Raw genomic sequence first — 13,638 nt, 5'->3', positions numbered from 1 at the left:
CGGATTATACACTAGCCCCTCACCAATCTGTTCGGGATTCATGTTAAATCCATGTTAAATGGCCGGAAAAAAGCTGAATTGTTCCCAAAATCATAGAATTGCGAAATTGTGTTATTGAGCGGCGGTGGAGGCAGGTGCTATATTGAGTCCGATTCAGGCAATCAAAATAACAAGATAGGGGCTGACACATTGAACTTGAAGTCGAAAAGAAAGCTGTTGTCTGTTACGGCAGGTCTGGTACTCCTCACGAATTCTATCGCGGTACATCCTGCAGAGGCGGCCACGGGTAATTCATTAACTGAGCTGCCAGCTGCTCCGGCTTGGGGACATTTCGTAGATACTTATAAGAATAACACACCTGTGAATATGGCGGTGTATTCCAACCCCTCGATCGGTGTTCTCTCCGGCTTCCTGGATCTCTGGACACCGGGTGTCACTTGGGATACCGGGACGAAGCTGAATAGCAGTGTGTTGGATTACAACATTCAATATGTGGCGGATCTGTCTAAGACCCGTACTCCGGCAGAGGAGGAGGCAGCGTATTACGATGACCGGCGGAACCAGACTTATGGAGCGGCTGACGGCCTTGGACCTTTGTCTGAGTTGTACCGTTCGATGTCAGGAACTTACACGACCATTAACAGCATCCCAGATGATGCGACTTCCGTGAAATACAATGATGGCAATGACAGTAACAAGGCGGGTGATTCCAATTCCCAGCTTGGCAAAATGGTAGACCTGATCGGAATCATCCGCGGCAATTATGCTTCAACCAGCCAGGCCAAGAACTTCTACAGCTACAAGCGTCCGTTCCGCTGGAAGGATACCTCTGTCATCGTACCGACACTGGTGCCGGCGATGAGCAAGACGCCTGCCACAGACGGCGGCTTCCCGAGCGGACATACCAACGCTTCCTATCTGGCAGCCCTGGCTCTGGCATATTCTGTACCTGAGCGCTTCCAGGAGCTGATGACCCGGGCCTCGGAGATGGGCAACAACCGTGTCGTCGCCGGGATGCACTCACCGCTGGATGTTATGGGCGGACGAGTGACAGCCATGGCCTTCGCAGCAGGTGCGCTGACAGACCCGGACAATATGGCATTGAAGCAGGCGGCCTATACTCAGGCTCATGAAGTGCTGCTCACACAGACGGGTACCGCAGAAGACCGGTTCACGGATTATGCGAAGAATAAGGCCCAGTATACCCAGCGGCTGACCTACGGCTTCCCGCAGATTCACTCCACGACTGAGCCTGCTGTTGCTCCTAAGGGAGCAGAGGTCTTGCTGGAGACCCGCCTGCCTTACTTGACTGCGGATCAGCGTAGAGCAGTTCTCGTAACAACGGCACTCCCATCCGGTTATCCACTGTTGGATGATCCCGAAGGCTGGGGACGATTGAACCTGTTCGCCGCTGCCGACGGGTACGGTGCATTTGCTGAGCATGTAACGGTAGCTATGGACGCTGCGAAAGGCGGCTTCCACGCCGCAGACCGCTGGCGCAATGATATCTCCGGGACGGGCGGACTGACCAAGGAGGGTACAGGCACGCTTAAGCTGGCGGGCAGCAACACGTATTCCGGTGGTACTGAAGTGAACGCGGGTGTTCTGGAAGGAGACTCGGCAACAGCCTTCGGCAAAGGGAATGTGACGAATACCGGCGGTTCTGTAGTTGAGAACGTCTACGGTAAAATGGTGATCGGCGGCAGCTTCACCCAGGCCTCCGAAGGTACGCTTGTACTGGGCCTTACTGGAGCAAACGATATCCTTGAGGTTGAGGGCGCGGTGAAGGCTGACGGGAAGCTGAAGGTGAACTTCGCGAACAGCTACGTTCCAGGCAGCGGCCTGATTCCGCTCATTACGCATGGCGTCAGCCAGCGCAGCGGGCAGTTTGCTTCCGTGCAGGTTGAAGGATTGCCAAGCAAATATAACGCCCAGGTCGTCTACCTGAGCGATCAGATTGCGCTTAGTATTACAGATACGACAAGCGGCGGAACTGGCGGCGGCAATCCGGGCGGAACGCCAGGTACTCCGGCTGGAAATACCGGAACGGTACCAGGGACCACCACCGGCACAACACCAGGGAACGGCAGCACTCCTACTGAGCCAGAGAAACAGCCACAGGGTGGAGTTAATCCGTTCCAATCCGGAGTGGTGAGCCGCGAGACAGTATACAAGACCGTGACTGAAGCTATTGCGGCTTCGAAGAATGAGAGCATCAGCTTCAAGGATACCGCAGGCCACTGGGGCAGCAGCACCATCGCTACAGCCGTGAAGCTGCAGATCATCAGCGGCTATGCGGACGGCTCCTTCCGTCCGGATGCACCGGTGACCAGAGCCGAATTCGCAGCGATGATCGCCCGCTCCTTCGGGATAGGCACTACATCGGCGGCCTCTAAATTTGGGGATACAGCCTCCAATTGGGCGGCTGGCTATATCGGTGCCTTGGCGGACAAAGGCATCTTAACCGGCTACGCAGACGGCAGCTTCAAGCCAGGGGCGACCATTACCCGAGCTGAGATGGTCACGATTATCGGCCGTGTGCTGAATCTCGGTGTGCTTCAGACTGGCACCCCGGCGAGCTTCACCGATGTCAGCAGCAGCTACTGGGCAGCTGACGCCATCCGCCAGGCCGCTTCGGCTAATCTGGTGAAGGGCATCTCTGCTTCAGCATTCGCGCCAAAGAGTCAGGCTACCCGCGCCGAAGCGGTGGCCGTGATCATCCGCGCGCTGGAGAGCGACAGCTCGGTTAAGGCTTTGATTACGGGCTTGTAGGCAGCGGGGTTGTTAACTGCAAGTGAGTGAGAGGTAGGCTGTAAGTAAGAATTCTTATGGACAGAAAGCAGGAAGTACAAGCCGCTGGCTTGTGCTTCTTGCTATGGTTACGGCCACTTAGCCACTTTGGGTGCCGTTTCGCGTTCAATCGTTACAATGTGGGCATATTTGACAAATTCAATCTACAAGTGTAATGTATAGAACAGAGCTTGTATTTACACTTGTAGATTGTAAGACGCCGCGATGGAATGGAGCTGTTATGATGAGTACAACGCCGAAGATTTCGGAAGCTGAATGGGAAATTATGAAGATTATCTGGGAGCATCATCCGCTCACCTCGGAACAAATCACCCGGCTCCTGCCTGCATCTGTGGAATGGAGCGAGCAGACGGTGCGCACCTTCGTCACCCGGCTGCTTAAGAAGAACGCGATAGCGTATGAGAAATCCGGCCGGAGCTATCTCTATTATCCGCTGGTGTCAGAGAATGAGTGTGTCCGGGCCGAGAGCCGCTCCTTCCTGAAGCGCGTATTTGGCGGGGCTACGCAGTTAATGGTGACCAGCTTCCTGGAGGATGTCGAGCTGTCCAAGCAGGAGATTGAACAACTCGAACAGCTGCTCAAGGAGAAGAAGTCGCAGGGTACCAGCGGCAACTCAGGTAAGCAGGAATGAATATGGTCTACGGATGGTTTGCCGGTATCGCAGAACAGACACTGGCGGCAAGCATGGTGATTCTGGCTGTGTTGTTCATTCAATATGTTCTGCGAAGATTCATCAACGCCCGGGTGCGTTACCTCCTGTGGCTGCTTGTTATCGCCCGGCTGTTATTGCCTGCTGTACCGGACAGCCCTGTCAGCATGCTGCATATTCTGGGCAATAGTAAACATTTGTTAACAACTATCCTGGACAAGGGGCCGGACACCGGAGCTTCTAAGGGTGAGTATCAGGAGCTTCCGCCGGGAGGGGGAGATCAGGTTACATATCCGGCTAATAACACCGCTCTGAATGTACAGGGGCAGACAGACACAGCCCGGCAGGAGGATGGAGCGGCAACGGTTAACCGCAGCTCTGCGGGGGCCGCAGGCTACCCGCTCTGGATGAAGATAGGCACTGTGATCTGGCTGCTGGGCGTCATGCTTATGTTGCTGAATGGACTCCTGTACATCCGGCGGATGCACCGCGAACGCAGACGGCTTAGACGGGTGAGTGCCCCAGAGATTCTTAAGGTGGTTCTTACCACCAGACGCCAGTTTGGAATAAGGAGAGCGATACCTGTTTATACCGGAGGTTCGGCTAACAACCCCTATCTGTCAGGATTAATGCGTCCATGGATTTTTGTCCCTGAGCAAGCTCTGCGGGAACTGGATGCTTCCCGGCTGCGGCACATCCTCGCGCATGAGCTTGCCCACTACAAGCGGAGGGATATGCTGTGGAACCTGCTAGGGAGCCTAGCCGCAACGATACATTGGTTCAATCCCCTGATGTGGCTGGCGATCCGGCGGATGAAGATCGATCGGGAGGTTGCGTGCGACGCCTATGTGCTGGAGGTATTGGGAGAAGAGGAGGCAATTGATTACGGGCTTACTCTGGTAGAGTTCCTGAAGCGCTTCTCACGAGTCCGGGAGCGGAGGGGGCATCTTTATTTCTCTAACCCGCACCAGCGGCAACAGATCAGGAGAAGAATCAGTATGATTCAATCCTTCAAAAAAGGCTCCTACCGCATCTCCGCAGCAGCTGTAATTCTGGTCGCTCTGCTCAGCGTCGTGACGCTAACAGGTGTCTCTGGGGAGCCCGGTGACTCTGCTGTCACGGAACCTGAGGCCAATTCCGCTGGCACGCATGCAGAAGTCGTTGCTGCTAGGGAACGCGTAGAAACGGCAACGGAGCAAGGGCAGACACTGGTGCCGTTAACGAGCATAGATGAACAACAGACGGAGTATGCCATCAGGCATAATCTTCTGGTGCCGATGAATGCGGAGATTGAGCAAGACGGTTATCAGGTCACAGTGACAGGCTTCATGGCAGACAAGAACCAATTCCTTATCTTCTATACTGCGAAAGTGGACGGCGGTAGGTCACTATTCTCCGGTGATCCTCGTTTTGTAGAATGCATCATTACGGATGGTATTACCGGCAAGGTGATCAACGGCCGGACCCATGCGCTGGTCAGCAGCAGCAGCCCGGAGCCGCATATTGCATATGCGGTTGCCAGACTTAAGTTCGCGACTCCTTTGACGGACCTGCCCTCAAAGATTAAGGTGGAGTTCCATTTGCGCACACTGGCAGCCAACGAGTCCAACATGCAGGAGTCTCCGGCACTCCAGACAACCTTTGATGTGAGGGCAAATTACTGGAAGCAAGAGACGCATACCATCACATCGCCAGAAACGCTTAATGTAGCGGGACACAAGATCAGAGTGAAATTACAATTGACACCGTTAACAACCATCGCCACTTTTTATTCAGATGAACCTTTGTTTAAGAATAAGGAATTTATTAAATCATTCCATGAGAAGTACGGTTCTCCATTCCTGTGGTGGAGCAAGACTGGAACGGGAGACTATAGGCAGAAGCCAGGCACTTCATCAATTACGTTCACAGACTATGAAATGAAGATGGTTACAGAAAGCTATTATTTGTTGGATAAGCTGCAATCTCTGCGGCTGGAATTCATGAAGAGTCCGGCGAAACTTACTGGAATGAAGGATCTTGAGCATACATACCAGATGACCTTTGATGTCCCCGGACAGGATCAGAGCTGATCCGGATGAAACAACCAACTTGTATTGAAGGAGAGTGCAACAATGTTTAGAATGAAGTGGAATGAACTGGGGATCTCACATACGGCGCAGATGCAGCCTATACAGGAACAAAAGCAAGGGTCAGCGCCAAATAAACGGCGGTCCTCCAGGAACCGGCTATCTACCGCCATCGTCGCAGTCATGACAACCGCAGCGCTGGTGCTTAGCCCTTTTGCCGTGACAGGTCAAGCTTTGGCCGCCTCGGCAACCGCCGCGAAACCGTCGGCAGCGCTTGCCCCCTTTGTAAATCCCGAGATTCAGGGTTATCGACAGGTTGAGTATGCCATCAAACACAATCTGGTGCAGCCGCTGAACACAGTCGTCAAAAAAGACGGTTACCAGTTGACGGTGAACGGCTTCATCGCAGACAAATATGAGCTGATCATCCTTTTTACAGCCCAGGCTGACAGCAAGAGAGCATTCGTGTTCATGCCGCCCAAGGGTCATAGTCTCCAATTGTCTGATGCGGTTACGGGCAAGGTCATCAGTGGCAAGAAATTCAATGATGCTCTAGTCATCGGCGCAAGTCCGGCAAAGAAAGATCATATTCTATATGGAATTGCTAAAATCCGGTTAAGCAGTCCATTGACCACGCCTCCCAAAAAAGTAGCTGCTGAGTTTCAGCTAGGCACATTAACCGCCATTGAGCTGAACCAGCTAAAGGCACTGGATGCTGAAATGCTCGCTGCCACCGAAAAGGCCCATGCGGACAACCCGGACCAGACCTCATCGTTCAGCTACAGTCCTGAACTGCTGAAGAAGTATGATGCAATCAAGTCCAACGTGAAGTATAGCCCTGTGCTGAAGGTGGCTTTTGATATCAATCCCAAGGTCTGGAAGCAGGAGACCCGTACACTGACGCCGGAGGAAACGATTGATGTGGCAGGGCACAAGATTAAAGTAAAGCTGGAATTGACACCGTTCACGACGATAACCACACTATCCTCAGACGAAGCATTGTTTAAAAACAGAGAGTTTATGGAGACCTTCTATATGGAATATAATCCATCGCTATTGGTCAAGAACGGAACCGGTGATTATAAATCGCAAGAGGGAGCTTCTGTCTATACCTATGCAGACCATGAGATGAAAATCGTGTCAGAGAGCCACTTCTTCTTGAATAAACCGCAGTCGCTTCGCCTGGATTTCACCAATATGAAAGACCGTAAGATTACACAGCAGCTGATTGTTGATATGTCTAAGCAGTAAATTACAGGCTATCTGAAGTATCTTAGGGCCATCCGTGAAGGGTGGCTCTTCTTTTGTTGGGTACAGGGTGTGCGGGGAATGTCTTCTAAGCAGGGCATGTTATGGGCAGGGATGTGATAAAATACAGGGACATGACAAGATCAGACCGATGGAGGAATTATGTTAATTCAACTGATAAGCGTAGGCAAATTGAAGGAAAAGTATCTGACGCTCGGCATCGCGGAATATGCCAAACGGCTCACGCCCTACCTCAAGTTCCAGATGATTGAGGTGGCGGATGAGAAAGCCCCTGATAACCTCAGCGACGCAGAGATTATTCAGGTGAAGGTGCGTGAGGGCGAGCGTATCCTCGCGCAGATTAAGAGCGAGGCGCATGTCATTGCGCTCGCGATTGACGGCAAGCTCTGGAGCTCCGAGGAGCTTGCCGCCGAGATCGACCGGCTCGGCACCTACGGGACGAGCCATGTCGTCTTCGTCATCGGAGGCAGCCACGGCCTCTCCGATGACGTCATGCGCCGCGCCCAGCAGCGCATGAGCTTCGGCCGCATGACGCTGCCCCACCAGCTCATGCGGCTGGTTCTGGTGGAGCAGGTGTACCGGGCGGTGAAGATTAATCGGGGGGAACCGTATCATAAGTAGGGCGAATTTTCTAATAATAACCTCGAATTTGCAATAATAGATCATAAGCCTTAGTTCTTTTTTTTCAGAATTTCGTGAGGCTGGTAGGAGAAGAATCCAACGATATTGAAATTAGTGTATGGCATCAAAAAATATAGTAATAAGGAGAGGTTGATATGGTTACAATGTGGACGGAACGCGCATATGAAATCGATCAATACATCGATAATGGCGGTGAAGGTGTAATCAACTCACGTGAAATGCTCCTATTTATGGGGCAGCCACAGGTATTGCCGGTATACAAGTTGCCAATCAATTTCCTTAGCTTCAATATCGATAATGGCCGTTTTGCCGCTGAGAAACGCTTGAAGGAGCAGGAGCTGGGCTTTGAATTAGACAACCGTAACCCTGCACATGAAAATTATTTTATCGATTTACTGATTCCGGATAATCCAAAGTCCCAACGTTTGTTGGATGACCTGGAGCGTCACAGCCAATTACGACCAGGCGTTATCACACATGATGGCTTCCTGGTGGATGCAAATCGTCGATTGGCCTGTATGAAGCGTCTCAACTCCAGACATCCTAATTCCCGCTATCAATATTTGCTGGTTCATAGATTACCTGCGAATGTGCCTGCTAAAGAGATCTACAAGCTAGAAGTACAATTTCAGATTAAAGCCGATTTGAAGGAAGAATACAATCCGATCAACGATCTGCTAAAGATTAGAGAAGGATTGGAGTATATGAGCGAACAGGAGCTCTGTGAAACGCTCGACTGGACAGCAAAGAAAATAAAGGATTATCAAAATCGCCTCGACCTAGTTGACGGTTTTTTAGAGTATATCGGCCAACAGGAGAACTATACATTATTGCTGAATCTAAACGAGCATTTTGTAGAAATTCAGAAGGAAATTGCAGCGATGAAGACGCTTGGGCTCAACGCCTTTAAAATTCAGGAAGCGGTTGACGTGATGTACCGTATGCTAGAAGTAAACCTGGACAAAGAATTCGATAAATCGATCACACAACGTGATCATATCCGTTATATCCGCGAAGCTTTTGTCAACGAAAAGATTCATAAGGTACTAACACAGAACATGTTCAACAACGAAAGTGCCACCTCACAGGATATTTTCAACGACGTAACTGCAGCAGCAGAACTGTCGCGAATGCAGCGAAACAATGTACGTCCAGTTGAACAACTAAAGAAGGCCATTTCACTGCTAACTCAGATCCAGGACGATGACAGTGATACATTTACCAAGCAGGATTTTAAAACTGCCTTTGAGGAATTAGACGAGCTGATGGAAGTGATTCGGCAGCAAATGGGGGCCTAAAACCGATGGTACATATTGAGTTCGACCAAAATGTACTTATTATCGACGTAACCGACCGTCCCGAGTTATTTGTCGGTCAATTTTCGCTTATGTTCCGGGAGCAGGGTTTTGTGAAAAGTGAGTTCTCCCAGAAATACATAATGGATGATCCGATTAAAATTCGGAGTACAGTTGATGATCTCATTGCGTTTTTCAGGCGGAAACGAATTCCAGTGCATATGAGTGACAATTTTGATCGGCTTAACGAACAGATCGGAGAAGAGAGAAAGGTATTCGAAGCGGCGTCGGAACTGGGTCTTGTCGTGAAAGAGGAGGCTAGCGAAGCAAATGCTCTAGACCTACCCGGATTTAAGAGAATGTTGAAGCCTTATCAGGAGAAAGCGGTTCGACACATGCTAGCTGTGTGGCATACAGCCAATTTCTCGGTTCCTGGTAGTGGTAAAACAACGATGCTGTACGCAGGTTTTTCGGTTTGGCGTGAAATGGGGGAAGTCGATAAAATCCTCATAATAGGTCCTCCAAGTTCCTTTATGGCTTGGGAAGAAGAGTATGCTGGCTGTTTTGGTCAACCAGCGATAAGCTACCGACTTATCGGACCGGACCGGGAACGTAGATACAAAATGTCCGATCGTGCTGACATTTTTCTGACTAGCTTTCAAACGGCAGCAATCGATGTTGACCGACTGATTGAACTAATGCTACGATACCGCGTCATGTTGGTAGTCGATGAGTCCCATTACATTAAGCGATTTGAAAATGGAATGTGGGCAAATGCACTATTGAAACTGGCGCCTTACGCAAAACGCCGTGCGATTAGCACGGGCACACCGATGCCAAACGGACTGTTTGATCTATATTCGCAAATGACCTTTCTTTGGCCAGGGAAATTTCTGCTTGGTGAGCAGATTCAATATAAAGCCGAAGTAAAACGTTACGAAGGTGATGTCGAGTGGATTCAGAACAAGATCCGTCCTTACTTCTACCGCGTCAATAAGAAAGACTTGTTGTTGCCTCCTTTCGAGATTCAAAGGGTAAAAGTGCCAATGTCTGAATTACAACAACAGATCTACGACGTTTTAGCCGCACGCACCCTTGAGGAATTGGAGCGATTTTCCTCAAGGGAAATTGCTGAGATAGCCCGGTTTCGGCGGGCAAAAATTATCCGTCTCATGCAGACTGCGTCAAACCCCGCACTGTTGGCGGACTTTTCACACGAGTTCCAGATTCCGCCTCTGACATACGATGGAGGCGATATTGTCAAATTGATTGAGCATTATCCGACTTACGAGAAGCCAAGCAAGCTACAAAAAGCGATTGAACTGGCACAAGCTTTAATTGAGCAGGGACACAAAGTACTATTGTGGAGCACGTTTGTCAACAACATTTTTCAGCTACGACAGGATTTCTTTCGCCTTGGGATCCCGACTTACCTCATTTTCGGTGGCGTGCCAAAGAGCGATGAAGACGATGAGGAGTTCAACCGCGAGCAGCAGATTCGGTTGTTCAAACAATCCGATAAACCATGTATTCTTATTGCGAATCCATCAGCATGTGCGGAGTCGATTTCCCTGCACAAGGATTGCCACCATGCGATATACCTAGACCGGAGCTTCAACTGTGGGCATTATCTCCAGTCACTCGACCGCATTCACAGGATCGGCTTACCTGATGACCAATTAACGACGTATTATTTTATCGAGAGTGAAGGGACAGTCGATGAAGTCATCCATCAGCGGCTACAGGAAAAGGCATGGTTAATGCGTAGTGTCATCGATATGGACATGCCGATTGGTTCTCTAGATCTGGAACAGAATGAGTGGAATCAGGAAACAGAGCTTCAAAAAGATTTTGACACTGTGATTCAACACATCAGGAGTAAGCGTCCATGAAGAAGTTCTGCGACCTGCTGTGGACAATTCGCACCGTGGAGGAGTATGAGAGTAAATACCAGTGCCATATCACCCGAAGCCATCTTCTTCGGATATTGGAGGGGGCTTTCCTTGGTGGTAGAAAAACTAAAGCCCAGCCTACATTGGAGCTTTTATTTTGTTTGAACCTACTCGGGATTGATGATCAACATCAAGTTTACGTGCTACCACGTGGCAATCGTTTGTTGGCAACCGGCGAAGTTGGTGGTGGTGGTTATGATCTGAACGACGGACAAAAAAAGCTCCTGGCATCATGGTATTTCCCTGCGGCGGGCGAGAAAAGCCGAAAGTGGATAGGATATTTTTCCACAGTAGATTCAGGCAAACAACAGATCATCCGTTCGCTAATCATTAAACCACTGCAACAGTGGACGGAAGAAATGCTCTATCTTGGTGTCGTAATACAGTCTGGTGATTATTTAGAGCTGAGTGGTGAACACGCTTGGATACGTGCCTATTCAATAGAGCAACCGCCATTAACGCTAGAAGAACTGCAGGTTAAATTGGAGTTACAATTGCAAGCAGGCTTGGAAGCAGAAGAGAATGCGCTACGCATTGAAAAGAGACGGTTACTACAATTGGGACTTGTTGAAGAGTCAAACCGCGCAGAACGTGTATCGGACCGGTTAGTGAACGCGGGGTATGACATATTATCATTTTCATCTTCATCGCCTGATCCGAACCGATATATTGAAGTGAAAAGTGTCGGACCAGATCGCTCTTTTTATTGGTCTCGTCATGAATTGGAAGTAGCCAAAGTGCTAGGGAGCCAATATTTTTTGTATTTAGTCAATCAGACCGATCCGATAGTAGATCCAATTATCGATATAATTCAGGACCCCTTTTCGTACCTTTCCTTATATGCACTTATGGAGCCGACTCAATATAAAGTGTCTTTTTGAGAAATCAGTTATGAATCAGGTGAGAATTATGGAGCTATCAACAGTAATATCAACTTTTAAACAATTGGATGCAGAAAAATTTTATTGTTCGTTCACAAGGCTATTCGAGCTATCTTTTCGCATCGACGACTTGATGTTTTGGTGTGAAGTGACTGGTATTAATGAAAAAAGCGCTTGGAGTACTTTGCAAGCACATGGATGGAAGCTATTAAGTAGGGAAATCTATGTGTACGGAACCATCGAAACTATTGTGGAATTGGAAGAGCTTTGTAGCGTTTATGGCTTACAGAAGAAGGATATAATTAGTGCAGTTATTGAAGTTGTAAATATGTGCAAATGGTATCTTCCCAAAGCACTGAAAGAGATACCCTTGTCCTATAAAGTCGTATATATCTTGCTTGAATTGCAGGATGAACTCATTCCTTTAAATTGTAATAACTGGATGCCGAAATCCGCTTTGCCTGATCAAGTCAAGGTGATATCACGGTATGCTCATTCTCTGCAGAGGCCATGGGATGAGTCAATTATCTCGACATTTGTAAAGTCTGGAAGACCCCTAAAGATAGAGGAATTAATCTATCAAAGTATGGCAATCGTCCCGGCAACAGTTGGATTAAAGCGTATGTTCACATTTATGTTAAATCTACTACCAGTTATCAAGATTGATGATACAGAGTTTTGGATCTTAAAAAAGTGGGAACATCAAGTGGATTTGAAGCTGGTCGACAGGATCACAAACCTACTAAATGAGAGCGGAACTTTACCTGTAAATGAAATTGTAAAGGAACTCAAGGGTTACGAAGTAGCCGAAATAATCAAAATATTAGAATTTTGGCCTGAATTTAAGGGGCATTCAAATGATACATTTGGGATGAACATTAGCCCGTTGGACGATGAACTGTTGGGGATCATCGTACCATCATTATTAAAGTATTTAGCGGAAGCGAGGGAGGGAATACCTATTACTCAGTTATTTAAGCATGCTGAGATGATTGCTAACTCTCACGGCTTAAATATGCACACAAGGGATTTCAAACCGTTCCTGAAAAGTTGGGGTGAAGTTGCAATTGTAGGTGGGTATGTGTACGCGATGCAGCATGCTCCATTTCACCGAATGCGTCTTGGTGACGTAGCATATTTAGTGCTTAAGGAGAATGGTTCTCCCATGCCATACACCGAATTGGAGGCCCAGATTCGGCGACGAAGGAATTACAATAACTCAATCTCCTCCGTTTTTCTGACAGAGCCGAAGCTTTCACGCCCAAGCCGGGGTTATTGGGCATTACGCGAATGGGGCCTGATCGAATATGATCCACAGATTCATAACCGGATAGGAGATATACTAATTTCAATTATCGAAACGGCGGGCAGGCCAGTTCATAAGTCTGAAATGCGTCGACAATTGCGGCGTCGAGGGATGAATATGAATGAGGGGACGCTGCATCTTGATCTCACGGATAATGAGCGCATCCATCAAGTGGCGCGTGGTGTTTATGCACTGACCGAATGGAAGTTGTCTTTCCGTGATCTATTCCGATTCAAATTCCCTTTTCGTTTATCTCTTCCAGATGGCAACCCTACGATATACGAACTTGAAAACGGTGTTATGGTCGAGTACTTTATATCAAAACACTGCCTTGAGTTGGGCCGCATACTAATTAAACGGTATATCATTGAACATTTCCCCGCCTTACAGCAGTATACCAAGTATACCGTGATGGACATCGCAGGTGCCAGATATGAGGGCTGGGTCGACCGCTTGGATGAAGGTCGATATCAGATTCTAGGCTTGCAGCGATGGTATAAGTCACATAAGCCAAAATATGGAGAGAATATATATTTGTACATACCAAGTAAAGGGGAATATACATTCTCACTATTAACTGCAGATCAGGCGGATGTTTGGATGTATGAGAGTAGTGAATCGGGACATAAGGCATGAGTTTATCTAGCTTTGAAGAAAGTGAGAGAACTAGTAGTCTTCAAGGAGATGTCGTGGCGACATCTCCTTTGTCATTTCGCCGTTAGAATGATACGGTGAGCCGTATCATAAGTAGGGCGAAAAGTAAT

General features: G+C 48.6%; 9 protein-coding genes. All 9 read left to right on the top strand.

Going from position 1 to position 13,638, the window contains the following annotated elements; translation table 11 throughout:
• The first annotated feature begins 255 nt into the window (after positions 1-255).
• The 9 genes from MKY12_RS31710 (at position 256) to MKY12_RS31670 (ending at position 13,510) form a co-directional block, all read left to right on the top strand.
• Entirely contained in the window at positions 256-2,772 is a 2,517-nt protein-coding gene (locus MKY12_RS31710; RefSeq protein ID WP_339257676.1) for an S-layer homology domain-containing protein, read from the top strand.
• Positions 2,773-3,034: 262 nt separating this feature from the next.
• Positions 3,035-3,442 (top strand): BlaI/MecI/CopY family transcriptional regulator, encoded by a 408-nt coding sequence (locus MKY12_RS31705; protein ID WP_339257674.1) that lies wholly within the window; start codon positions 3,035-3,037, stop codon positions 3,440-3,442.
• A complete protein-coding gene (locus MKY12_RS31700) occupies positions 3,439-5,532 on the top strand; it encodes a M56 family metallopeptidase (RefSeq protein WP_339312165.1) in 2,094 nt (697 codons plus the stop codon). Before MKY12_RS31705 ends, MKY12_RS31700 begins: the two co-directional genes overlap by 4 nt.
• A 42-nt stretch (positions 5,533-5,574) precedes the next feature.
• Positions 5,575-6,780 carry a DUF4179 domain-containing protein gene (locus tag MKY12_RS31695; RefSeq protein ID WP_339252599.1) on the top strand — a complete coding sequence of 402 codons (1,206 nt, stop codon included), beginning with the start codon at positions 5,575-5,577 and terminating at the stop codon, positions 6,778-6,780.
• Positions 6,781-6,939: 159 nt separating this feature from the next.
• Positions 6,940-7,419 (top strand): 23S rRNA (pseudouridine(1915)-N(3))-methyltransferase RlmH, encoded by a 480-nt coding sequence (gene rlmH / locus MKY12_RS31690; RefSeq protein WP_339252597.1) that lies wholly within the window; start codon positions 6,940-6,942, stop codon positions 7,417-7,419.
• Between the two features lie 155 nt (positions 7,420-7,574).
• Positions 7,575-8,738 (top strand): hypothetical protein, encoded by a 1,164-nt coding sequence (locus MKY12_RS31685; protein ID WP_339252595.1) that lies wholly within the window; start codon positions 7,575-7,577, stop codon positions 8,736-8,738.
• A 5-nt stretch (positions 8,739-8,743) separates the two neighbouring features.
• A complete protein-coding gene (locus tag MKY12_RS31680) occupies positions 8,744-10,627 on the top strand; it encodes a DEAD/DEAH box helicase (RefSeq protein ID WP_339252593.1) in 1,884 nt (627 codons plus the stop codon).
• Positions 10,624-11,568: a DUF3883 domain-containing protein gene (locus MKY12_RS31675; RefSeq protein WP_339252591.1), complete on the top strand. Its 945-nt coding sequence runs from the start codon at positions 10,624-10,626 to the stop codon at positions 11,566-11,568. The genes MKY12_RS31680 and MKY12_RS31675 overlap by 4 nt, the downstream gene beginning before the upstream one ends.
• Positions 11,569-11,596: 28 nt before the next feature.
• Positions 11,597-13,510: a hypothetical protein gene (locus MKY12_RS31670; RefSeq protein WP_339252589.1), complete on the top strand. Its 1,914-nt coding sequence runs from the start codon at positions 11,597-11,599 to the stop codon at positions 13,508-13,510.
• Positions 13,511-13,638: the final 128 nt, after the last annotated feature.

This window comes from Paenibacillus sp. FSL M7-0896, assembly GCF_037975415.1.
GTDB lineage: Bacteria > Bacillota > Bacilli > Paenibacillales > Paenibacillaceae > Paenibacillus_AQ > Paenibacillus_AQ silagei.
Note: the sequence above shows the minus strand (reverse complement) of the source record. Positions and strands in the feature narration are given on the sequence as shown.

Coding starts and splice junctions, on each gene's coding strand:
- MKY12_RS31700 (WP_339312165.1), top strand. CDS start 3,439: ATGAATATGGTCTACGGATGGTTTGCCGGTATCGCAGAACAGACACTG.
- MKY12_RS31670 (WP_339252589.1), top strand. CDS start 11,597: ATGGAGCTATCAACAGTAATATCAACTTTTAAACAATTGGATGCAGAA.
- MKY12_RS31680 (WP_339252593.1), top strand. CDS start 8,744: ATGGTACATATTGAGTTCGACCAAAATGTACTTATTATCGACGTAACC.
- MKY12_RS31685 (WP_339252595.1), top strand. CDS start 7,575: ATGGTTACAATGTGGACGGAACGCGCATATGAAATCGATCAATACATC.
- MKY12_RS31695 (WP_339252599.1), top strand. CDS start 5,575: ATGTTTAGAATGAAGTGGAATGAACTGGGGATCTCACATACGGCGCAG.
- MKY12_RS31705 (WP_339257674.1), top strand. CDS start 3,035: ATGAGTACAACGCCGAAGATTTCGGAAGCTGAATGGGAAATTATGAAG.
- rlmH (WP_339252597.1), top strand. CDS start 6,940: ATGTTAATTCAACTGATAAGCGTAGGCAAATTGAAGGAAAAGTATCTG.
- MKY12_RS31675 (WP_339252591.1), top strand. CDS start 10,624: ATGAAGAAGTTCTGCGACCTGCTGTGGACAATTCGCACCGTGGAGGAG.